Here is a 21,814-nt window from a genome sequence, read left to right as displayed (position 1 = left end):
TTGCCCACCCTACTGCACCGTCTTTGTAGCTACCGCCACAACGGCATCAACGCCCCGTTCTTGCCCGTCACCGGATCGGCCGGCGGCCGCGCGACGTTTGGAATCGTCTTCAGCGCCTTGGCGTGGTTCTCCGGTGTTGCGCGGGTGACCTCCATCTTCGCGCCCGGCGGATAGGCGCCGATCACGCAGAAATCCGCGCTGGCCTTGATGCGTTGGTGACCTGTGCCGGCGGGCAGGATCGCGACGTCGCCGGCCTTGATCTCCAGCTCCTGGCCGTGGTCGCCGCCGAAGCGGACGCGCGCGCTGCCACGCGCAACGCCGAGCACCTCGTGCACCGTCGCGTGATAATGCAGATAGTCGAAGACCCCATTGCGCCACGTGCCGCCCCAACCGTTCGCTTCGAACAAGCGTTCGATCGTCTCTTCCGGCTGTCTGGAATCAAGCTTCACCGCGGCCTGGTAGACCAGGAAGGGGAGGATATTGTTCGGCACGAGCCCGTCATCCTCAAATACGATGGCGAGCGGCTCGGCATTGTCGCGGACGACAGACATAAGAGGCTCCTGCGTGAGCGTAGCAGTGATCAACGAAGGGAGTTAAGCGGCGTTCCTCGTTCCGCTGTCATTCCGGGTTCGCGCTGCGCTGCGCCCGGAACGACAAGAGCCCGGGCGAAGGCCCGGGCTCGATGTCGTCAAAGCAGTTGCAGGAGAGCGCGCGCCCTACACGCTCTTGTTCTGCCGCATCAGATCGGCAAAGCGCTGGAACAGATAGTGCGAGTCGCGCGGACCCGGTGAGGCCTCGGGGTGGTACTGCACCGAGAACACCGGCTTGCCGTCGAGCTGGATGCCGCAATTGGAGCCGTCGAACAGCGAGATGTGGGTCTGCGTCGCGCCCGTCGGCAGGGTGCTCTCGTCGACGGCAAAGCCGTGGTTCATCGAGGTGATCTCGACCTTGCCGGTGGTCTCGTCCTTCACGGGATGATTGGCGCCGTGATGGCCCTGGTGCATCTTCTTGGTCTTGGCGCCGACGGCGAGGCCGAGCATCTGATGGCCAAGGCAAATTCCGAATGTCGGCGTGCCCGACTTGATCACGTCCTGGATCACGGGCACGGCATATTTGCCGGTCGCGGCCGGATCGCCGGGACCGTTCGACAGGAACACGCCATCCGGCTTCATCGCCAGGATATCCTCGGACGACGTCGTTGCCGGCACCACCGTTACCTTGCAGCCGACGCCGGCGAGCAGGCGCAGAATGTTGCGCTTGATGCCGTAATCGATGGCGACCACGTTGAACTCAGGCTTGTCCTGGCGGCCAAAGCCCTTGTCCCAGAGCCAGGGCGTCTCGTCCCAGGTGAAGCGCTGGCCTGAGGTGACCATTGGCACCAGGTCCATGCCCTCGAGGCCGGGCCATTCGCGCGCTTCTTCCTTCAAGCCGTGCAGGTCGAACTCGCCGTCCCTGGCGTGCGCGATCACGGCGTTGGGCATGCCCTTGTTGCGGATCAGCGCGGTCAGCGCGCGGGTGTCGATGCCAGAAAGGCCGATGATGCCGCGCGCCTTCAGCCACTGGTCGAGGTGCTTGGTGGCGCGGTAGTTCGAGGGATCGGTGATCGCGGTGCGCAGGATCACGCCGCGCGCGCCGGGCGTGGCGGCCATGTTCACCGTCTCGATGTCGTCGTCGTTGGTGCCGACATTGCCGATATGCGGGAACGTGAAGGTGATGAGCTGGCCGGCATAGGAGGGATCGGTGAGGATCTCCTCATAGCCGGTCATCGCGGTGTTGAAGCAGACCTCGCCGACGGCTTGGCCTTCGGCGCCGAGGCCAAAGCCTTCGAGCACCGTGCCGTCGGCAAGCACCAACAGCGCGGTCGGTTTGTGGTCCGGCCAAGCGTGATCGTTATCATGTTGTGTCATGAGCCCGGTTCATAGTCCCCGCGGGCGCTGCCGTCAAAGCGGAGATGCGCCGATTCACATGCGTTTTTGCATATTTGACAGGTCGGCTTGGGCCCCTAAGCTCCGCAGCATAATTTCCGGCAAATTCCGGGGCTCGGGAGGCAATAATGGACCAGACGACGCCGATTCTGCTGGTTCCGGGATTAGCCTCCTCGGCCCGGATCTATGCACCGGTGATCCCGTCGCTGTGGCAGTTCGGCCCGGTGATGGTCGCCAACCATATTCGCGATGACAGCATGGCGGCGATCGCCCGGCGGGTGCTGAGCGAGGCGCCGCCGCGCTTCGCGCTCGCCGGCCATTCCATGGGCGGCTACATCGCCCTCGAGATCATGCGCCAGGCGCCCGAGCGGGTGGCCAGGCTCGCGCTGATCAACACTCAGGCGCGGCCCGACACGGAGGAGGCGACCGCACGCCGCCGCGGCCTGATGGAGCTGGCCCGGCGCGGGGAGCTGCGTGCCGCGCGCGAGGAGATGTTTCCCGAACTGGTGCATCCGTCGCGCCGCAACGATGCAGGCATTCGCCAGCTCGTACACGAGCAGGGCGATGACGTCGGCGTCGAAGGCTATCTGCGGCAGCAGACCGCGATCATCGCGCGGATGGATTCACGGCCGACGCTTGCGACGATCAAATGCCCGACATTGGTGCTGACGGGCGATCAGGACAACACGATTCCCAACGCATTCTCGAAGGAGATGGCGGAGGGCATTGCCGGCGCAAGGCTCGTCGTTCTGGAGAATTGCGGACACCTGCCGCAACCGGAGCAGCCTGCGGCGACGGTGCGGGCGCTGGTCGAATGGCTGGGAACCCCGGTTGTCTCCGGGCTGCGAACGGCCTAGATCAGGCGTCGGATATTCTAGGGGATCACGATCATGCTGCGCGACGACATCAACAATGCGGTCAAGGAGGCCATGAAGGCCAAGGAAGAGCGCAAGCTGTCCACGCTGCGCATGGTCAACTCGACCATCAAGAACGCCGACATCGAGGCGCGCGGCAACGGCAAGCCGCCGCTCTCGGACGCGGACCTGCTCGGCGTGTTTCAGAAGATGATCAAGCAGCGCCAGGAATCGGTTGAGCTCTACGAGAAGGGCGGCCGTGCCGAACTCGCCGCGCAGGAGCGCGACGAGATCGCGGTGATCTCCGCGTACTTGCCGAAGCAGATGTCGGATGACGACGTCAAGAAGGTGATCTCGGACGCGATCGCCGAGACCGGCGCCGCCGGCATGAAGGACATGGGCAAGGTGATCGCCGTGTTGAAGACCAAGTACGCCGGCCAGATGGATTTCGGCAAGGCCTCTGGTTTGGTGAAGGCTGCTCTGACGGGCTAAGCGGCCGCGCCGAAGGTTTGCCAGGAGCTGACAGACTATCATCCTGGTCATGCCCGGCCTTGTGCCGGGCATCCACGTTCTTCAAAATGGAGAGAAAGAACGTGGATGGCCGGGACGAGCCCGGCCATGACGAGAACCTCCGATGAGCAGGGCCTCTCCCATGACCGCCATCAAGCCGTTCCGCATCGCCATCAGCGACGACGTCCTCACCGACCTCAAGTCGCGCCTCGCCCGCACGCGCTGGCCGGAGGCGGAGCTGGTCGATGATTGGAGCCAGGGCGCGCCGCTGGCATGGATCCAGGAAATCTGCACCTATTGGGCTGATGGCTACGACTGGCGCGCGCGCGAAGCAAAACTCAACTGCTTCGAGCAGTTCACCACCGAGATCGACGGGCTCGACATCCACTTCCTGTATGTGCGCTCGAAGGAGCCGTCGGCACTGCCGCTGATCATCACCCATGGCTGGCCCGGCTCGATCGTCGAATTCCAGAAGGTGATCGCGCCCTTGGTCGATCCTGTCGCGCATGGCGGCAATCCTGCCGATGCCTTCCACGTTGTCTGCCCGTCGCTGCCGGGCTTTGGCTTTTCCGGCAAACCCAAGACCACCGGCTGGGGCGTCGATCGTATCGCCGCGACCTGGGCCCAGCTGATGGACCGGCTCGGCTATACCAGATACGGCGCGCAGGGCGGCGACTGGGGCTCGGCAGTGACGACCTCGCTTGGCATGCAGGACGCCGAGCATTGCGCCGGCATTCACGTCACGCTCGCCTTCAACGCCGCGCCGAAAGTCGAGGGCGAACCGACGCCGGAAGAGAAGCGCGCGCTCGCCGGCCTCAAGCATTACGTCGACCTCGACTCCGGCTATTCGAAGCAGCAATCGACGCGGCCGCAGACACTCGGCTACGGCTTGACGGATTCGCCGAGCGGGCAGGCGGCCTGGATTCTGGAAAAATTCTGGGCCTGGACCGATTGCAACGGTCATCCCGAGAACATCTTCACCAAGGACGAGCTGCTCGACAACGTCATGCTCTACTGGGCGACGGAGACCGCGACCTCGTCGGCGCGGCTCTATTGGGAAAGCTTCGGCAAGCGCCGGACCACGCCGGTCGTCAAGGTGCCGACGGGCGTGGCTGTCTTTCCCAGGGAGATCATCACGCCGGTGCGGCGCTGGATGGAGCCGAACTTCCGCAACATCACGCATTGGAGCGAGATGGAGAAGGGCGGCCATTTCGCCGCATTCGAGCAGCCGGAGCTGTATGTCGGCGAGGTCAGAAAGTTCTTCCGGACGGTGCGCTGAGACGCATTCTCCGTCAGGCCCGGACTTGTCCCGGGCATCCGCGCCCTTAAACTCAGGTCAAACAAGAACGTGGATGGCCGGGACAAGTCCGGTCAGACGACGCTGCCGGGAAACGACCATGCTCACCGAAGCCAGCACCTATGACGAGCTCTACGGCAATTTCCGCTGGGAGATCCCGGCGCGCTTCAACCTGGCGGAGGCCTGCTGCGATCGCCACGCCGACGGCACCGGCCGGCTGGCGCTGGTCTATCTCGACGAGAACGGCGCCACCACGCGCACATCCTTTGACGAAGTCGCGGGGATGTCGCGCCGCTTCGCCAATGTGCTGAAGGCAGATGGTCTTGCCCGCGGCGACCGCGTCGCGGTGTTCCTGTCGCAGTCGCTGGAGCTGCCGATCGCGCACATGGCGGCGTTCCGATCGGCGATGATCTCCATTCCGCTGTTCGCATTGTTCGGCGAAGACGCGCTGGAATTCCGCCTGTCGAACTCGCAAGCCAGGGCGATCGTCACCGACGAGGGTGGCTGGGAGAAGCTTTCGAAGATTCGCGACCGTCTGCCGGAGCTGAAGAAGGTCTACATCGTTGGCGAACGAACGCCGGCGGGTACGACATCGTTCTGGAATTCGGTCAAGGCTGCATCGCCCGACTTCAGGCTCGTGGACACGTCTGCTGACGATCCCGCGCTGATCATCTACACCTCGGGCACGACGGGCAATCCGAAGGGCGCGCTGCACGCCCACCGCGTCGTGCTCGGACATCTCCCCAATGTCGAGATGTGCCACAACTTCCTGCCGCGCCCCGGCGATCTGATGTGGACGCCGGCGGACTGGGCCTGGATCGGCGGCCTCATCAACGGCCTGTTCGCGTTCTGGTACCACGGCATTCCCCTGGTCGGTCACCGCGCGCGAAAGTTCGAGCCGCAAGCGGCGATGCAGATGATGGCCGATCTCGGCGTGCGTAATGTGTTCCTGCCGCCGACCGCGCTGAAGCTGATGCGGCAGGCCGGCGTGACGCATTCCGGCGTCAAGCTGCGCAGCATCTTTACCGGCGGCGAGTCCCTCGGCGGCGAGCTGCTCGGCTGGGTGCGCGAGACCTTCGGCGTCGACGCGCACGAGGTGTTTGGCCAGACCGAATGCAATCTCGTGATCGGCAGCAACGCGAATCTGTTTCCGATCCGCCCCGGTTCGATGGGCAAGGCGACGCCGGGTTTCGACGTCCGCATCGTCAATGACAGAGGCGAGGAGCAGCCACGTGGCCAGCGCGGCATCATCGGGGTGCGCCAACCCTGTCCTTGCACGATGCTCGAATACTGGCGCAATCCGGAGGCAACGTCGAAGAAATATGCCGGCGAGTTCCTGCTCACCGGCGATCTCGGGGTGCAGGACGAGGACGGTTACTTCTGGTACGTCAGCCGCGAGGACGACGTCATCACCACCGCCGGCTATCGTGTCGGCCCGTCCGAGATCGAGCACACGCTGATGAAGCACCCGGCGGTGGCGATGGCGGCGGTGGTCGGCATTCCCGATCCGATCCGCACTGAATCGATCAAGGCCTGGATCGTGCTGCGCCCGGGCTTTGCCGCCAGCGACGCACTCGCGCGCGAGATCCAGGAGTTCGTCAAGGTGCAACTCGCCGCCCACGAATACCCACGGTTCGTGGAGTTCGCGGAGACACTTCCAATGACCGCCACCGGAAAGGTGCTGCGGCGCGAGCTGCGGACGAGGGGTTAGCTTCCTGCAATGGCAAAGACGTCTCAAGCCGCGGGGCTTCACCGCGCTTCACTTGCGAAGCTGAGCGAACTCGATGCGGCGCTGGAGCTCATGTATTACGGCTGGCGCGGGATGACACTCGAAGCCGACGCATATCTCGCCAAGCAAGGACTGTCGCGCCCGCACCATCGCATCCTCTACGTGGTGGCGCGCCGGCCCGATATCGCGATCGGCTCGCTGATCGAGATCCTCGGCATTTCCAAGCAGGCCCTGAACCGGCCGCTCAATTTGTTGCTTGAGCGCAAGCTCCTGACCTCAAAACGCTCGCCCGAGCAGCATCGCTCGAAGCTGCTGCGCCTGACGGCCGCGGGGCAGCGCATCGAGCAGCGCGCATCGGACCACGAGCGCAAGGTGCTGCGCGAGGCGTTCGATCGCGTCGGAGCGACAGGTGCGGCTGCGTGGATGGGCGTGATGGAGGCGATCGCCGACACCAACTGACGATTCCTGAAGTCAATATGGTTGACATGAGGAGTGGGCTTTGCCACTTTCCTGGCCAACGAGCCGTGGGAGGGCTCCGCCATGCGTCTTTCGGATATCGTGCTGCTCCTCAACGCGCTCTGGTTCGGCGGCGCCTTCATCCAGTTCAGCATTGCGCAAGCCAATACACTGAAGATTCTCCTGCCGCGGGAAGAGCGCACCAATCCGATCGCGCCGACATTGTCGGCCAGCGTGGCATTCCTTGGCGGCATCAATCTGCCAATCGGCCTTCTGTCGCTCTACTTTCTGGCAGCCCGTCCGGTCTTCTTCCAGCCGGTCGAAGCGCAGCTGGTGCTGTTCCTGTTCTTTGCCGCCTGCCATTTCAGCCAGTTCGCCTACAACCTTCCGGTCCTGCTGCGCGGAGGACGCGTCGGGGTCGCTTATTGGCCCGTGTTGAAAGGCCCGATGCTCAGGATCTTCGTCATCGACGCGGCCTTGTTCGTGGCCAATCTGGGTGCGGCGCTTCTCCTCGCGTCGCGCTCCTGACTACCGCGACGGCGTCGACAGCGCAGATCGCAGCATGGCGGCGAGGTCTCGCCGCCGGAACGGCTTGGTCAGGATGCGGGCATCGCCGATTGCGTCGGGCGCCGAGACCGGATTTTGGCTGTAGCCGGAGGTGAAGAGCACCTTGAGCCCGGGTCGCAGCTGGATTGCTTGCCGGGCAAGCTCCGGCCCGAACATGCCGCCGGGCATCACGACGTCGGTGAACAGCAGGTCGATATCCCCGGACTGGCGCAACAAGTCGAGCGCCGCCGGGCCGCTCGCGGCCGTGATGACGCGATAGCCGAGCGTCTTCAGCTCGCTTTCGACATAAGTCCGAACCATGTCGTTGTCTTCGACGACGAGAATGGTCTCGCTTCCTTCGCGCGTGACGATCCCTTCGGCGGGTGAGGCGTCCTCGTTTGGCGGTGTTGCCAGGCGGGGAAAGAACAGCCTGACGGTGCTGCCTTGTCTCGGTGCGGACTGCATCTGCACCAGCCCGCCGGACTGCCGCACAAAACCGTAGACCATGCTCAGGCCGAGCCCGGTTCCCTTGCCGACCTCCTTGGTGGTGAAAAACGGCTCGAACGCCCGGCTCGCCACCTCGGCGGTCATGCCGCTGCCGGTGTCGATCACGGCCACCATGACATAGTCGCCTGGTCGCCGTTCGCCATTGATGTCCAAGTCGGATTCACCGAGCGAGACGTTGCGCGCCTCGATGGTCAGCCTGCCGCCCAACTGCATGACATCGCGCGCGTTGAGCACGAGATTGAGCAGCGCAGTCGTGAGCTGGCCGGGATCGACGCTGATCAACCACAGGTCCGGTGCGAGCGCGAAGGTGCATTCGATGTGCTCGCCCAAGGGGCGGCGCAACAAGTGCTCCACCTCCTTAATCTTTTCGCCGATGTCGATGTCTCGCGGCCTCAGGGGCTGCTTGCGCGCGAAGGCGAGCAGGCTCCGCGTCAGGTCGGAGCCGCGTTCGGCAGCTGTCGCGATGTCGCCGGCGATCCGGTGCAACTCCTTGTTCCCCGCCAGCCTGTCGGCAAGGTGCTCCGAATTGCCGAGAATGACGGTGAGGAGATTGTTGAAGTCATGCGCCACACCGCCGGTGAGCTGACCCATGGCCTCCATCTTCTGGGATTGGCTGAGCTTCTGGTTGAGGTCCGCGATGGCCGCCCGTTGCTGCTCAAGCGACTCGGCGGTGCCGTTGAGCAGAGTCATCAGTCCGCCCAGCTCGCCGCGCGGATGGGGAGGAGGAATTCGCGCGCTGAGATCGCCGAGCCCGAGTCTCTTCGCCATGTTGGCGAGCCGCCCGACCTGGCGCCCGACGCTCACGGTCGCGAGGATCCATACGCCGGCCAGCAGCAGCAGCAAGGCCACCGCGAGGATCGCCATATCCTCATAGAGCCGGCGATTCGCCGCCGCGACCAATCCGTCCTTGGACCGTCCGACCAGGATGTAGAGGCCGGCATCACGGATCGAAGGTGAGTGGGCGACGGCCCAGACCTGCGTGCGGCCGTCGCGATCGGTCACTTCCTGAAATGCCTTTTGATCGGGAGCCGTCGCGAAGCCGAGCAGGTCGGATCCCGCGATCGACGCGCCCACGGGCGCGGTCCAGCCGGCTCCCGAGGGAGCGACGAGAACGGTGCCCTTGCCGTCAATGAGCAGAATATCCTTCTCGGCGAGCAGCCGCTTGTGGTGATACTCGGCGAATTTGCGCAGGTTGAACGAGGCAAGCAGCACCAGCTTCAGCGCGCCCGCCTCCGATCGCACCGGATATGCGATCTGGAGCACCGATATTCCGGTCAGCCGGCCGAATACCGGCTCAACCACGACGTTGCGCGAGACCAGGGCCTGCTTGAAATAGGCGCGATCCCTCAGATCGAGGGTGCGGTTGGTCCGTAGCGAGTCGCAGAACAGGCTGCCGTCCGGATCGATGGTCAGGATTCCCGTGAACTGAGGATATTCCTCGCGCACGTCCGACAGAAACGCCGAGCACGCCGCCTTGTCGCGCGTGTCGAGGTCGCGCGCGCGGGCCAGACCATAGTGAAGCTGAGCGGTGCCCTGAATCTTCCCACCCAGATCGCTCGCAATGTCGTCGGCCGAGGCCGCCAGATTGGCCAGGGCGGCGTTGACTTCACTGCTCCGGTTCTGCACGAAACGCAGCCCGACGAGGCTCGCCGGCACCAGCATGGCCGCGATGACGAGTATCAGTAGCCGGGTACGCAAGCTCATCGGTCGGACGGTCCATTCGGGTCATCGCGCGCTCGTTCAAAGACCCAATTTGCGGCACCACCCGCCGCTCAGTCCATAGGCATCGGGTCGAAAAAGTCCCCCACGGGGAAAGATTTGGAGCCGCGGGCAGCGCGGATGAGCTTCCCGAAGGGAGCGCCGCCGTCGGCGCGGTGGTTCTCCCGGGTCTGTGCCGGCGGCTTCGAGATACCATCGTCCGGCCATCAACTCGCGCGTGCGCACCGGCCGCGGGGACGCTAAGATCGAGGTCCGCGTGCGACGGAGATCGCGCCGGCCAACGAAGAGGAAGCTGATGTCCATTTCGGGCAAGGTCGACCCGGTGGTGCGTCCCGTCGCGGCGACCGACATCGCCGAGGCGCTCGTCGAAGGCCTGCGGGATTTCCAGGCGCTGCCGCTTTACGGCCTCTGCTTCGGTACGCTCTACGCCGCCGGCGGCATCGCCATCATGCTGTGCTTCACTGCGTTCGGCATGGTCTATCTGGTCTATCCGCTGGCCGCCGGCTTCGCGCTGCTCGGGCCATTCGTGGCGATCGGGCTCTATGAAGTCAGCCGCCGTCGCGAGCGCGGCGAGCCCGTCTCGCTCGGCGCGATCTGGTCGGCTGTGCGCGCGCGCAGCGAGATCGGCTGGATGGCCTTCGTCACGCTGTTCGTGTTCGTGGTCTGGATGTATCAGGTGCGGCTTCTGATCGCGCTGCTGCTTGGCCTGCATGCCTCGTTCTCGAGCCTGCAGGAGTTCATGACGGTGGTGCTGACCACGAACGAGGGCCTGCTGTTCCTCGGCATCGGCAACGCGGTCGCCGCGGTGCTGTCGCTGATCCTGTTTTCGCTGACGGTCGTGTCGTTTCCGCTGCTGCTCGACCGCGAGGTCGATTTCGTCACGGCGATGGTGACAAGCGTGCGCGCGGTCGTGGCCAGCCCGCTGCCGATGATTGGCTGGGCCGCGGTGATCGTGATAGTCCTGATCGTCTCGGCGCTGCCGTATTTTCTGGGGCTGGTGGTGACGCTGCCGGTGCTCGGGCACGCGACCTGGCATCTTTATCGGCGGATCGTGGTGCCGGTGGCGTAGCGGGAAGCCGGACGCAACGGCAGCGAGCTATTCGCCGGTTGCCAGCCGGCGTTCGCCGGATGAGGTCAGTTCGAGTTCGCCGAGGCGCCTGATTGCATAACCGAGGTTGGTCAGGCGCTCGCCGTGCGCTTGCGGGATTTCGCCTTGCGCCTTGCCCTTGCCGATCTCGGCCAAGGACGCAAATTCATCGGCGCTGAGTGCAACGCTGCTGTCTGTCATCAGGCAACCTCGTCGGTCCATACCTTGAAATTGACAAGGGTATTCGGACCGAAGGTTTGGGTGATCGGGACGTCCGCGGCATCGCGTCCTTGTGCGATCAACACGCGACCGATCCGCGGCGTGTTGTTGCGCGGATCGAACATGTGCCAGCTTCCGCCGAGATAAGCCTCAAACCAGCCGGCGAAATCTCCCACGGCCCAGGGCTTCGGCGTGCCGATGTCGCTGAGATAACCGGTGCAGTAACGCGCCGGGATGTTCATGCAGCGGCAGAACGCGATGGCAAGATGAGCATAGTCGCGGCACACGCCCTTGCCTTCGTCGTAGGCTTCCCGCGCCGTCTTGGTCGCGCGCGCGTGCTCATAGCCGAAGGCGATGTGACGATGAACGAAATCGCAGATGGCCTGGACCCGCGCCCAGCCGGGCGGCGTGTGCTCGAACAACTTCCATGCGATATCCGACAGGCGATCGGTCTCGCAGTAGCGACTGCCGAGCAGATAGACGAGCGTGTCGGTCGGCAGCGCCTCGACGGCGTGCTGAGCCGCGTTCGGGAACACTGGATCGGGCAGGCCGCTGTCGCTCACGACGCCGTCGCCGGCAAGGCGAAAGGCGCCAGCCGGCGCCACGATGCGGCTGCACCAATTGCCGAAGAGGTCGCGATAGGGAGTGATCGGCACCGAGGGTCTGGTGGTCAGCAGGTCGGGCACGATGACATCGGAGGCGCGGGTGAAGTGCGTGCCCAGCACCATGATCATAGGCGTGGGCTGCGGGAATTCGTACAGCATCTCAAACCCGACGCGGAGCTTCATACGATTTTCCCTTGGCTAAGCTCGTAACATGGCTACGAAGCGGCCGATCACAAGGCTTTGACGGCTTATTCGGTCGCGGGCGGCAATTGGCGCCTCAAAAGTGCGGCACGGGCGAGAAAATGATAGCTAATTGCGGCGCTTGCGCGCACGGTGCGGGAATGTCGAAAGATCTGTCGTTTCTGCGCCTATGCAGCGCCACGACTATTCGCGCGACGTGAAGCGCCTCATTCCCTCGCACCGGCGGAGCCGACTCGTAGCGACGTCGTAACAGCGGTCGTCGCGCATATTGCCCACTCCAGCGGTGAGTTGGACGCGGCAGGCGCGTGCCGCGGACACCTGAAGGTTTCACCGCGATCGATCATGAGATCGAACGCCAACCGAAAGCACCCGATGCAAACTCAACCGATGCAAGCTCTCTCGCCACGGCACGTCAAGACAGAAGAAGCGCTCCGGCTCGGCGTCGAGTCGGGCTGGTACGCGATCAAGGTCAGCGGAACCTTTGTCTCGGGCCCGCACGACTCGGAAGCGGATTGCAGTCGCAAGATCGACGAAATCAATCCGCCTCCGGTGAAGAAGAAGCGATGACGACACGGAGTTCGCCCGCTACGGCGTCTTGATACCCATCGCCTTCAACGCTTCCAGCATCTGCGCCGGCGGCGCCATCTTGATCTGCGGCGCCTTGCCCGTTTCCAGCAGGCTCTTCAGCCCCGACAGGATTGCGGGCCAGCCGGTGCGGCCGCCGGAAAGGATGTCGTCGCTGAGCGGGCGGTCGTGGCGTTCGCTCATGGTGAGGCGGACGGCCTCGCCGGCTTGTTCAATCGCGTAAGTGACAAGCGTCGTGCCGAGCTTCGCGACGAGGTCGGGCCAGTTGACGTTCCACGTCACCGTCAGCTTGTTCGGCGGAGCGTATTCGAACACATCGCCCGAAATGTGTTCCGAGCCATCAGGCGCGCGCACGACGAATTTGCCGCCGAGTCTTGGCTCCATCTCGACCGCAAAGCCGGAAAAGTATTTGCGGCTGAACTCGGCGGAGGTCAGCGCCTCCCACACCTGGTCCGGCGTCGCGGCGATGTAAATCGTGTAGACGGTGAGCGGTTTGAACTGATCGAGGTTCATTTTGCATCGAATCCCTTGTTGAGGGCTGCGTGCGGAATGGCCAGCACCTTGCCGCTTTCCAGCAGGCTCTTGAGCCCGGACAGGATCGCCGGCCACCCGTTGGAAACGGCGCCGAAATATTTGCCGCCTTCGACGAAGCCGTCATGCAGCACCGTCAAACGCACGAGCGAGCCGAACGGTTCGATGGTAAAGACCACCCGCGAGATCGGCTCACCGCGCAGCTCCTCGTATTTTTGGTGCTTGAAGCTGTAAGACAGCCGCCGCGGCGGATCGGCTTCGAGGATCTCGCCGGAATCGGTGGTCTCGCCGTCCAGCAGCAGCGCGAAAGGGGAGCCGATTTTCCAGTCGGACTTGACCTCGGCGCCGAACCAGTATTGCTTGGTGAACTCGCTCGATGTCAGCGCCTCCCACAGCCTCGTTGGCGTTGTCTCGATGTAGGTGACATAGACGAATTGCGGCTTACTCATCGCGCTTCTCCAACTGGCGTTTCAACTCGCCGAGTGCGGCGAGCTTGCCGCGCTCGAATTTCTTGATCCAGCGTTCGCCGATCTGATGGATCGGAACCGGATTGAGATAGTGCAGCTTCTCGCGGCCGTGCCTGATGGTCGTGACCAGATTGGCCTCTTCCAGAATGGCAAGGTGCTTGGTCACGGCCTGGCGCGTCATCGCGAGGCCTTCGCAGAGTTCGTTCAGCGTCTGGCCGTTCCTGGCGTGAAGTCTGTCGAGCAGCGACCGTCGTGACGCATCGGCGAGCGCTTTGAAGACCTCATCCATGGCGGCGATAATAGGCAACCAAATGGTTGCATGTCAAGGGCAAGGTCGTGACTTCCGTTCCCGCCCTCGCCATGCATTAATGCCGCAAACCGCTCCCAGCGAGTCCTCCCCATGATGTCTCTGCAAGCCTATCTCGCCTTCCTTGCCGCCTGCATCGCGCTCGCGCTGTTGCCGGGGCCGATCGTCACCCTCGTCATCGCCAACGGGCTGCGCCACGGCACGCGCGCGGCGCTGACCAATGTGGCCGGTGCGCAGGCCGGCCTCGCCATCGTCATCGGCATCGTCGCGGTCGGACTGACCTCGCTGATGGCGACCATGGGGTATTGGTTCGACTGGGTGCGCTTTGCCGGCGCCGCCTATCTGGTCTGGCTCGGCATCAAGCTGATCTGGGCGCCGGTCGAGGGCGTCAATGTGGATGAGCCGCCGGCGCCGCCGCGCGGCGGATTCTTCCTGCAAGGTTTCCTGGTGCTGCTGTCGAACCCGAAGGTGCTGGTGTTCTTCGGCGCCTTCATCCCGCAGTTCATGGACATGAACCGCGACCACTTCCCGCAGGTCGCGCTGCTGGGAGCCACCTTCATGGTCACTGCGGTGATGACGGACGCGCTCTACGCCATCGCCGCGGGGCGGGCCCGGAAGTTCTTCTCGGCTCGCCGCACCCGCATGATGTCGCGCATCTCCGGCGGCTTCATGATCGGCGGCGGCATCTGGCTGGCGCTGACCAGGGCGAAATAACCGCCGTCGGGCTAATCGACCAGCCTTTCCGCCCGCAGCTCAACCTCGATCTCTGCAAAAATCCGCGCCAGCCGCTCGGCCCATTGTTGCTGGCCAGACTGGTCGGCGATCAGATCCTGGCGGATCTCGATGCCGGTATTGGCGAGGCCGCGAGCTTCGCCGTGCACGGGGATGGTGTAGTCGGTGAGGTCGTTCACCGCATAGGGCTCGTTGTCGCCCACGACGAGATCGCCCTCGCTGCGGAGATGCCTGAGCAGCAGCTGCGGCAGCACGGTGTCGCGATTGTAGAGCGCGCCGATGTGCCAGGGACGCGCGACGCCGGCATAAACGGGCGTGAAGCTGTGCAGCGACACCAGCACCGTCGGCCGCTTGTCGTGCACGCGGCGGTCGATCGCGGCATGGATATGCCGGTGATAGGGCTCGAAAATCTCGCGGCGGCGCGCTTTGCGCTCCTGCTCCGAAATTCCCTCGTTGCGCGGGATCGCGGTTGCTTCGGAAATCAGGGGAATCGAGCTCACGGCGGCGGGCGGGCGGTTGCAGTCGATCACCAGCCGCGAATAGCGCTGGGCGATCAGATGTGCGCCCAGCATCTCTGCCAGCCGGTCGGCGACACCCCCAATGCCGATGTCCCAGGCGATATGCCGCGTCAGCTCGTTCTCGGCGACGCCAAGATCGCCAAGCGCAGCCGGCAGGACCCGTCCGTAGTGGTCCGAGGTGAGCAAAAAAGGCGATGTCCCTTGCGCATTCACCTCGTGCACCGGGGGGACGTCACCCTCGCTGAGGAGTTGATTGGTCGCCCCGATTGTGTCTAAAGCCATCCTGATTGCCTAATGAAACAGCAGTCACCCCGAAGAATCGGGCGGGATTGCTATAGATTGGTCCGCCCGACATCACCATGATTGCCTGACGATGCCGTTGCTGACGATTCATCACAAGACCGAATATCGCTACACCCGCCCCGTGGCGTTCGGCGAACACAGGATCATGCTGCGGCCGCGCGACGGGCATGATCTGCGCGTGCTCGACTCCAGGCTCGAGATATCGCCCGAGCCGATGTCGCTGCACTGGATCCACGACGTGTTCGGCAATTCCGTCGCGATCGCGAATTTCGACGAGCGCGCGGACGCGCTGATCTTCGACTGGCACGTCACCGTCGAGCACAATCCGGTCGAGGAGTTCGCGCTGACGCCGGACGACTCGGCCTATTTCTATCCTTTCGCGTATGACGATGAGGAGTTTCCCGACCTCGTCCACTACATCACGCCGCAATATACCGATCCCGATGGCGAGATCGCGGAATGGGCGCGCGGCTTTCTCGACGAGGACGCGCCGACGCCGACCTTCAAGATCCTGAGCGGCATGACCCACGGCATCCGCGAGCGGTTTAAATACCGCAAGCGCCACGAGCTGGGCACGCAGCATCCGCTCGACACCTTGCAGTCCGGTAGCGGGACCTGCCGCGATTACGCGCTGTTCATGATCGAGGCGCTGCGCCATCTCGGCATCGCCGCACGATTCGTCTCCGGCTACATCTTCCTGCCGGAGGATATCGAGCAGCGCCATGTCGGCGGCGGTTCGACGCATGCCTGGGTCCAGGTCTACCTGCCCAGCGCGGGCTGGATCGAGTTCGATCCGACCAACGGCATCGTCGGCACCCGCGACCTCATCCGCGTCGCGGTCGCCCGCGATCCGCGCCAGGCAATCCCGCTGCACGGCGTCTATATCGGCCCTGCCGGCGCGTTCGACGCCATGGACGTGACCATCAGGGTGGTGTCGGACGAGCAATGCAGCGGCGAGACACTCGAGGCGGAGGTTTTGTAGATCCGCTGCGATTTGCACGCTGCCGATTGATGGTTATAGAAGGCCATGACCTCCAATCGTCTCTTCGTCTACGGCACGCTGATGCGCGGCTTCGACCATCCGATGGCGCGGTTGCTTGCGGGCCACGCGGATTTTCTGGGTGAAGCGACCTGCCGCGGCCGGCTCGTTCTGGTGAAGCATTATCCGGGGCTGCTGCTCTCCGATGTGCCGTCCGACCGCGTCCACGGCGAACTCTTTCACCTGCGCGTGCCCGACGAACTCTTGCGCGAGCTCGACATGTACGAGGCCTGCGGCGAGGGCTTTCCGGAGCCGACCGAATATCTGCGCCAGCTGGTCGACGTGACAGGTGCAGACGGGGTGACGGCACCGGCCTGGACTTACATCTACAACTGGCCCGTCACCGATCTGCCGCGCATCGAATCCGGCCGCTTTCTTGGGCTCTAGCCCGACAGCACTTCCTTCACTGCGCGCACGTCGACCTCGCGCTCGACATAGCTCCACTCCTCGGTTCGCCTGAGCATTGCGACCAGCTCCTCGAACAGCGAGGCGTGCGCAGGCGCGAATTCGAACCAGGTCAGGAAGTCGAAGGGCCCGCCGAGGTCGCGGCAATGATAGAGCTGCCGCGCAATCGCAGGCAGGAAGCGCAGGCTATTCGCGATGTGATGCGACTTGTCCTCGAAGATCCTGCGGCGCTCTTCCTGGGTCAGATCCCACCAGGCCTGCGACTTGCGGATCGGGATCAGCGCCGCACTGGTTGCTTCCAGCCGGCCGAGGCCGGCCTGCACGGCAGTGAGCTGCTGCTTCTCCGGGCGCTCGGTGTAGCGCAAGCTGCTCGCGACACCGACCAGGCGCCAGGCATTGCGCGAGGGCACCAGCGGCAACGCGATGGCCTCGCTGTCGGTGACCGACAGCGTTGGCATGAAGGCGAGGGGCTCGCCCGTCACCGGCGAAATCGAGGTGATGCGCCAACCCCCGCTCTGGCCGCCTCGGAAGGTCCTGAACATGGCCCCCATGGAAGCGTGGAACCGGGGCGGGTTCAAGCTTTCCGTCGAATCTTCGACCTGTGAATAGCCGGGAGAAGCCCTAAGTGCATCGTATTTCCCGGGGGCATCCTTATATGCCTATTCGTTGGCAAAACGCCCGACTCACCCCAGAAATCAACCTGATGCGCTTCACGCCCCAATTCCTCGACGAGCTTCGGGCCCGGCTTTCGGTCTCCGAAGTCGTGGGCAAGCGCGTCAAACTGAAGAAGGCGGGGCGAGAGTGGAAGGGGCTGTCGCCGTTCCAGCAGGAAAAGACGCCGTCCTTCTACGTCAACGACCAGAAGGGCTTTTACCACGACTTCTCCTCCGGCAAGCACGGCGACATCATCAGCTTCATGATGGAGACCGACGGCCTGCCGTTCGCGGAGGCCGTGGAGCGGCTCGCCAATATGGCGGGCCTGCCGCTGCCAGCGGTGACGCCGGATGCGGCGCGTCAGGAGCAGCGGCGCCGCTCGCTGCATGACGTCATGGATCTCGCCGCCAAGTTCTTTGCCGAGACGCTGGCCTCTCGCGTCGGCGCCAAGGCGCGGGGCTATCTCGCCGACCGCGCGATCTCGCCGGCGACGCAATTGCAGTTTCGGCTGGGCTATGCGCCACCTGATCGCTTTGCGCTGAAAGAGCATCTCGGCAAGCTCGGCGTCTCCGTCGACGACATGGTCGAAACCGGCATGCTGGTGGCCGGCAACGACATCCCGGTGCCCTATGATCGCTTCCGCGATCGCGTGATGTTTCCGATCACGGATCTGCGCGGCCGCGTCATCGCCTTCGGCGGGCGCGCGCTGGAGAAGGACGTTCCGGCCAAGTACCTGAACTCGCCGGAGACGCCGCTCTTCCACAAGGGCGACAATCTGTACAACCACCAGACCGCGCGCAAAGCCACCCATGACGGCAGCCCCCTCATCGTGGTCGAAGGCTATGTCGACGTCATCGCCATGGTCACCGCGGGCTTTGCCGGCAGCGTGGCGCCACTCGGCACCGCGCTCACTGAAAACCAGCTCGCGCTGCTCTGGAAAATGGCGGACGAGCCGATCCTCTGCTTCGACGGCGACCGCGCCGGCCAGAAAGCCGCTTATCGTGCCGCGGATCTCGCCTTACCCTTCCTCGCGCCCGGCAAGAGTCTGCGCTTCGCCCTGCTGCCGGAAGGGCAGGACCCCGACGACCTCGTGCGCTCCGGCGGTCGCGGCGCGATCGAGGAGGTGATCGCGGCGGCGCGTCCGCTCGCCGAGATGATCTGGTCGCGCGAGCTCGAAGGCGGCAATTTCGCCACTCCCGAGCGCCGCGCCGCGCTGGAGGCGCGCATCAAGGAGCTCTCCAACGGCATCCGCGACGAGGTGGTGCGGCGCTATTATCGGCAGGATCTTGCCGAGCGGCTCCAGCGTGCCTTTGCCCCCGAAGGCGGGCGCGGCGGCTTTGGCGCCGGCCGTGGCAATTTCCGCCCCGGGCCCGGCGGTCGCCAGTTCCAGCCCCGCGGTGGGGGAGGCGCGAATCGATTCGGCGGTCAGGGATTTGGTGGCCGCCGCGGCCCGCCCGGCCCGATCCAGCTGCCCTCCGGGCCCTATCAGGCGGCGAGCGCGCAGCTGGCGGCAAGCCCGATCATGCGCGGCCAACGCAGCGCCATCTCCCGCCGGGAGGCCCTGATCCTGCAAATCCTGATCAACCACCCCTGGCTCCTCCACGATCATCTCGAGGAAGTCGCGGCCCTGGAGCTGGCCCATCCCGAGGTCCATAAGCTCCGGGCCGGCATCATCGCCGCCTTCGCCAACGACCATCACCATTCGCCGGACCCCGGCGAGCTCGCCGAGAAGATGCGCAGCGACCTCGAGAAGGGTGGATTTTCTCAGGCCCTTCAAAGGGTTGAGGGCGGCATCACGACCGCGGCGGTGTGGGGCGCCCGCGAGGGCGCCGCACGGGACGACGTTCTCTCCACCTGGCATCAGCTGGTCGCCTTGCATCGGCAGTACCATTCACTACTTAGAGAGCTGAAAGACGCCGAGCTGGCCTTGGGGGAAGATCCCAGCGAGGCCAACATGGCGTGGCTGCGCGACGTCAAGGCTCGGATAGGCGAAGTCGACGGCACCGAGGCCCTGATCGAGGGTTTTGGCGAACTGTCGGGCCGGTTCCAGAAGAGCGTGTGATGAAAGAATCATGCGGACGGCCGGGACCGGAACCGCTAAAAGACTCGCCAAATCCGAGGTTTGGCGGCAAAAACAGGGTTAATCGAGGCTTAACGGTCTTGTAGCACTTTGGCCACCAGGCGGCCGCAGGCAGAACAGACGCGTCAGGAATGAATCCGCGCAATTGCTGTTGGCACTACACCTGCATCCGCTGCGACAAAGAGGCTCTACGAAGCGTTAGGCAAATCCGGCGAGTGAAAGGTCGGGGGTGGCGACAAGAGGTCCGCGCCGCCCTTTCCGTGTCGAGATCTGACGAAGCGAGAGCATCGAGCAACAGGTTCAAGTGATTTTGCGCGGGCGCGGCGAACGTCTGTGTGAAACGCGTTTAGGAGCAATGGATGGCCACCAAGGCAAAGACGCTGCAGGCGAAGGACAAGGAAAAAGACGACAAGGCAGCGGACGCGCCGGAGAAGGACTCCCAGGATGCGCCCTCGCCGTTGCTCGATCTGTCCGACGCGGCCGTGAAGAAGATGATCAAGCAGGCCAAGAAGCGCGGCTTCGTGACCTTCGATCAGCTCAACGAAGTTTTGCCGTCCGACCAGACCTCTCCCGAGCAGATCGAGGACATCATGTCCATGCTCTCGGACATGGGCATCAACGTCACCGAAGCCGACGATAGCGAAGGCGAGGAGGACAAGGACGAGAGCGGCGAGGACGAGACCGACAACGAACTGGTCGAAGTCACCCAGAAGGCCGTCACCGAGGTCAAGAAGAGCGAGCCGGGCGAGCGCACCGATGATCCCGTGCGCATGTATCTGCGCGAGATGGGCACCGTCGAGCTGCTGTCGCGCGAAGGCGAAATCGCGATTGCGAAGCGCATCGAGGCCGGCCGCGAGGCGATGATCGCAGGTCTGTGCGAAAGCCCGCTGACCTTCCAGGCCATCATCATCTGGCGCGACGAGCTCAACGAAGGAAAAATCTTCCTTCGTGACATCATCGATCTCGAAGCCACCTATGCCGGGCCCGATGCCAAGGCCGGCATGAACAATGCGATGATCGCCGGTCCGAACGGCGAGACCGGTGAAGCGACGGCCGAAGGCGGCCAGGCCACCGGCGCCGCGCCGGCGCATGTCGCGCCGCCCGCCGCACCGCCGGCGCCGACCCCGTTCCGCGCCGCGCCTGCGCCCGGCAATGCCGGCGACGCCGCGAAGGATCCCGCGGAGTCCGCCGCCGAAGCCGACATGGACGAGGACGACGAGTTCGAGAACCAGATGTCGCTTGCGGCGATCGAGGCCGAGCTCAAGCCGAAGGTCGTCGAGATCTTCGACAAGATCGCCGACAGCTACAAGAAGCTGCGCAAGCTGCAAGAGCAGGACATCCAGAACCAGCTCGAGAGCACCTCGCACGGCCCCTCGCTCTCGCCGCACCAGGAGCGCAAATACCGCAAGCTCAAGGACGAGATCATCGTCGAGGTGAAGTCGCTGCGCCTGAACCAGGCGCGTATCGACTCACTGGTCGAGCAGCTCTACGACATCAACAAGCGCCTCGTCTCCCATGAGAGCCGCCTGATGCGCCTTGCCGACAGCCACGGCGTCGCGCGCGAGGACTTCCTGCGCAACTACACCGGCTCGGAGCTCGATCCGCGCTGGCTCAACCGTGTCTCGAAGCTGTCGGCCAAGGGCTGGAAGAACTTCGTCCATCACGAGAAGGACCGCATCAAGGACCTCCGCCACGAGGTGCATCAGCTCGCGGCGCTGACCGGCTTGGAGATCATCGAGTTCCGCAAGATCGTGCACTCGGTGCAGAAGGGCGAGCGCGAAGCCCGCCAGGCCAAGAAGGAGATGGTGGAAGCCAACCTCCGTCTCGTGATCTCGATCGCCAAGAAATACACCAACCGCGGCCTGCAGTTCCTCGACCTGATCCAGGAAGGCAACATCGGTCTGATGAAGGCGGTCGACAAGTTCGAGTATCGCCGCGGCTACAAGTTCTCGACCTACGCCACGTGGTGGATCCGGCAGGCGATCACCCGCTCGATCGCCGACCAGGCGCGCACCATCCGCATCCCCGTGCACATGATCGAGACGATCAACAAGATCGTGCGCACCTCGCGGCAGATGCTTAACGAGATCGGCCGCGAGCCCACTCCTGAGGAATTGGCCGAAAAGCTCGGCATGCCGCTGGAGAAAGTGCGAAAAGTCCTCAAGATCGCCAAGGAGCCGTTGTCGCTGGAGACGCCCGTCGGTGACGAAGAGGATTCACACCTCGGCGATTTCATCGAGGACAAGAACGCGATCCTGCCGATCGACGCCGCGATCCAGTCCAACCTGCGCGAAACCACCACGCGCGTGCTGGCCTCGCTCACCCCGCGCGAAGAGCGCGTGCTGCGCATGCGCTTCGGCATCGGCATGAACACCGACCATACGCTGGAAGAAGTCGGCCAGCAGTTCTCGGTGACGAGAGAGCGTATTCGTCAGATCGAAGCGAAAGCGCTGCGCAAGCTGAAGCACCCGTCAAGGTCGCGGAAGCTGCGGTCGTTCCTGGATAACTAGTTCAAACGCCGCCACTTGGCTGTTGAAA

At 64.2% G+C, this 21,814-nt stretch carries 23 protein-coding genes; 13 read left to right on the top strand and 10 right to left on the bottom strand.

What is annotated here, in order from left to right; translation table 11 throughout:
* Nucleotides 1-29: 29 nt before the first annotated feature.
* Nucleotides 30-551 carry a hypothetical protein gene (locus AC0L23_RS22220; RefSeq protein WP_085360535.1) on the bottom strand — a complete coding sequence of 174 codons (522 nt, stop codon included), beginning with the start codon at nucleotides 549-551 and terminating at the stop codon, nucleotides 30-32.
* 165 nt (nucleotides 552-716) lie between these two features.
* On the bottom strand, nucleotides 717-1,907 hold the full coding sequence (gene carA, locus AC0L23_RS22215) for a glutamine-hydrolyzing carbamoyl-phosphate synthase small subunit (RefSeq protein WP_026232561.1): 1,191 nt from the start codon (nucleotides 1,905-1,907) through the stop codon (nucleotides 717-719).
* A gap of 146 nt (nucleotides 1,908-2,053) precedes the next feature.
* Here carA and AC0L23_RS22210 point away from each other — a divergent pair, with 146 nt between their 5' ends.
* The 6 genes from AC0L23_RS22210 (at nucleotide 2,054) to AC0L23_RS22185 (ending at nucleotide 7,299) form a co-directional block, all read left to right on the top strand.
* A complete protein-coding gene (locus AC0L23_RS22210) occupies nucleotides 2,054-2,782 on the top strand; it encodes an alpha/beta fold hydrolase (protein WP_085360533.1) in 729 nt (242 codons plus the stop codon).
* Between the two features lie 33 nt (nucleotides 2,783-2,815).
* Nucleotides 2,816-3,271 carry a GatB/YqeY domain-containing protein gene (locus AC0L23_RS22205; RefSeq protein WP_018453597.1) on the top strand — a complete coding sequence of 152 codons (456 nt, stop codon included), beginning with the start codon at nucleotides 2,816-2,818 and terminating at the stop codon, nucleotides 3,269-3,271.
* 160 nt (nucleotides 3,272-3,431) lie between these two features.
* Nucleotides 3,432-4,568 carry an epoxide hydrolase family protein gene (locus tag AC0L23_RS22200; protein WP_085360531.1) on the top strand — a complete coding sequence of 379 codons (1,137 nt, stop codon included), beginning with the start codon at nucleotides 3,432-3,434 and terminating at the stop codon, nucleotides 4,566-4,568.
* Between the two features lie 118 nt (nucleotides 4,569-4,686).
* Complete coding sequence (locus AC0L23_RS22195) at nucleotides 4,687-6,297, top strand: acyl-CoA synthetase (protein WP_094183291.1); 1,611 nt, start codon at nucleotides 4,687-4,689, stop codon at nucleotides 6,295-6,297.
* Nucleotides 6,298-6,306: 9 nt separating this feature from the next.
* The gene (locus AC0L23_RS22190) at nucleotides 6,307-6,774 is read left to right on the top strand and encodes a MarR family winged helix-turn-helix transcriptional regulator (protein ID WP_018453600.1); all 468 of its coding nucleotides are present in this window, start codon (nucleotides 6,307-6,309) and stop codon (nucleotides 6,772-6,774) included.
* Between the two features lie 81 nt (nucleotides 6,775-6,855).
* Nucleotides 6,856-7,299 (top strand): hypothetical protein, encoded by a 444-nt coding sequence (locus AC0L23_RS22185; protein WP_085360599.1) that lies wholly within the window; start codon nucleotides 6,856-6,858, stop codon nucleotides 7,297-7,299.
* On the opposite strand, the gene AC0L23_RS22180 is transcribed toward AC0L23_RS22185, so the two are convergent.
* Nucleotides 7,300-9,528 carry an ATP-binding protein gene (locus tag AC0L23_RS22180; protein WP_085360527.1) on the bottom strand — a complete coding sequence of 743 codons (2,229 nt, stop codon included), beginning with the start codon at nucleotides 9,526-9,528 and terminating at the stop codon, nucleotides 7,300-7,302. It lies immediately after the preceding gene.
* Between the two features lie 310 nt (nucleotides 9,529-9,838).
* On the opposite strand from AC0L23_RS22180, the gene AC0L23_RS22175 reads away from it, so the two are divergent.
* Complete coding sequence (locus AC0L23_RS22175) at nucleotides 9,839-10,612, top strand: DUF2189 domain-containing protein (RefSeq protein ID WP_085384411.1); 774 nt, start codon at nucleotides 9,839-9,841, stop codon at nucleotides 10,610-10,612.
* A gap of 27 nt (nucleotides 10,613-10,639) precedes the next feature.
* Here AC0L23_RS22175 and AC0L23_RS22170 read toward each other — a convergent pair whose 3' ends face one another.
* Nucleotides 10,640-10,831, bottom strand: coding sequence for a hypothetical protein (locus AC0L23_RS22170; protein WP_018453604.1), 192 nt, complete (start codon nucleotides 10,829-10,831; stop codon nucleotides 10,640-10,642).
* A complete protein-coding gene (locus AC0L23_RS22165; protein WP_018453605.1) occupies nucleotides 10,831-11,637 on the bottom strand; it encodes a transglutaminase-like domain-containing protein in 807 nt (268 codons plus the stop codon). Before AC0L23_RS22165 ends, AC0L23_RS22170 begins: the two co-directional genes overlap by 1 nt.
* Before the next feature lie 360 nt (nucleotides 11,638-11,997).
* Between AC0L23_RS22165 and AC0L23_RS22160 the strand changes: the two genes are divergently transcribed.
* Nucleotides 11,998-12,222 carry a hypothetical protein gene (locus AC0L23_RS22160; protein ID WP_007614662.1) on the top strand — a complete coding sequence of 75 codons (225 nt, stop codon included), beginning with the start codon at nucleotides 11,998-12,000 and terminating at the stop codon, nucleotides 12,220-12,222.
* A gap of 18 nt (nucleotides 12,223-12,240) precedes the next feature.
* On the opposite strand, the gene AC0L23_RS22155 is transcribed toward AC0L23_RS22160, so the two are convergent.
* Genes AC0L23_RS22155 through AC0L23_RS22145 form a run of 3 tightly spaced genes read right to left on the bottom strand, consistent with a single transcriptional unit; the run spans nucleotide 12,241 to nucleotide 13,527 of the window.
* A complete protein-coding gene (locus tag AC0L23_RS22155; protein ID WP_085360525.1) occupies nucleotides 12,241-12,753 on the bottom strand; it encodes an SRPBCC family protein in 513 nt (170 codons plus the stop codon).
* Nucleotides 12,750-13,220 (bottom strand): SRPBCC family protein, encoded by a 471-nt coding sequence (locus AC0L23_RS22150; RefSeq protein ID WP_085360523.1) that lies wholly within the window; start codon nucleotides 13,218-13,220, stop codon nucleotides 12,750-12,752. Before AC0L23_RS22150 ends, AC0L23_RS22155 begins: the two co-directional genes overlap by 4 nt.
* The gene (locus AC0L23_RS22145; protein ID WP_007614659.1) at nucleotides 13,213-13,527 is read right to left on the bottom strand and encodes an ArsR/SmtB family transcription factor; all 315 of its coding nucleotides are present in this window, start codon (nucleotides 13,525-13,527) and stop codon (nucleotides 13,213-13,215) included. The genes AC0L23_RS22150 and AC0L23_RS22145 overlap by 8 nt, the downstream gene beginning before the upstream one ends.
* Before the next feature lie 111 nt (nucleotides 13,528-13,638).
* Between AC0L23_RS22145 and AC0L23_RS22140 the strand changes: the two genes are divergently transcribed.
* Nucleotides 13,639-14,259 carry a LysE family translocator gene (locus AC0L23_RS22140; RefSeq protein ID WP_085384410.1) on the top strand — a complete coding sequence of 207 codons (621 nt, stop codon included), beginning with the start codon at nucleotides 13,639-13,641 and terminating at the stop codon, nucleotides 14,257-14,259.
* An 11-nt stretch (nucleotides 14,260-14,270) separates the two neighbouring features.
* On the opposite strand, the gene AC0L23_RS22135 is transcribed toward AC0L23_RS22140, so the two are convergent.
* Nucleotides 14,271-15,077, bottom strand: coding sequence for an N-formylglutamate amidohydrolase (locus AC0L23_RS22135; protein ID WP_085360521.1), 807 nt, complete (start codon nucleotides 15,075-15,077; stop codon nucleotides 14,271-14,273).
* A gap of 91 nt (nucleotides 15,078-15,168) precedes the next feature.
* On the opposite strand from AC0L23_RS22135, the gene AC0L23_RS22130 reads away from it, so the two are divergent.
* Together AC0L23_RS22130 and AC0L23_RS22125 are read left to right on the top strand one after the other, a co-directional pair.
* Nucleotides 15,169-16,080: a transglutaminase family protein gene (locus AC0L23_RS22130; RefSeq protein WP_018453611.1), complete on the top strand. Its 912-nt coding sequence runs from the start codon at nucleotides 15,169-15,171 to the stop codon at nucleotides 16,078-16,080.
* A gap of 45 nt (nucleotides 16,081-16,125) precedes the next feature.
* A complete protein-coding gene (locus AC0L23_RS22125) occupies nucleotides 16,126-16,524 on the top strand; it encodes a gamma-glutamylcyclotransferase family protein (protein WP_018453612.1) in 399 nt (132 codons plus the stop codon).
* Here the strand turns inward: AC0L23_RS22125 and AC0L23_RS22120 are convergent.
* Complete coding sequence (locus AC0L23_RS22120) at nucleotides 16,521-17,084, bottom strand: chlorite dismutase family protein (RefSeq protein WP_085360595.1); 564 nt, start codon at nucleotides 17,082-17,084, stop codon at nucleotides 16,521-16,523. The two genes, AC0L23_RS22125 and AC0L23_RS22120, sit on opposite strands and share 4 nt — an antisense overlap.
* Before the next feature lie 161 nt (nucleotides 17,085-17,245).
* Here AC0L23_RS22120 and dnaG point away from each other — a divergent pair, with 161 nt between their 5' ends.
* Both dnaG and rpoD read left to right on the top strand, forming a co-directional pair.
* Complete coding sequence (gene dnaG, locus AC0L23_RS22115) at nucleotides 17,246-19,258, top strand: DNA primase (protein ID WP_018453614.1); 2,013 nt, start codon at nucleotides 17,246-17,248, stop codon at nucleotides 19,256-19,258.
* A gap of 377 nt (nucleotides 19,259-19,635) precedes the next feature.
* A complete protein-coding gene (rpoD, locus tag AC0L23_RS22110; RefSeq protein WP_085360519.1) occupies nucleotides 19,636-21,786 on the top strand; it encodes an RNA polymerase sigma factor RpoD in 2,151 nt (716 codons plus the stop codon).
* Nucleotides 21,787-21,814: the final 28 nt, after the last annotated feature.

This window comes from Bradyrhizobium sp. MI1.4, assembly GCF_055811315.1.
This window is presented reverse-complemented; position numbering and strand designations above follow the sequence as displayed.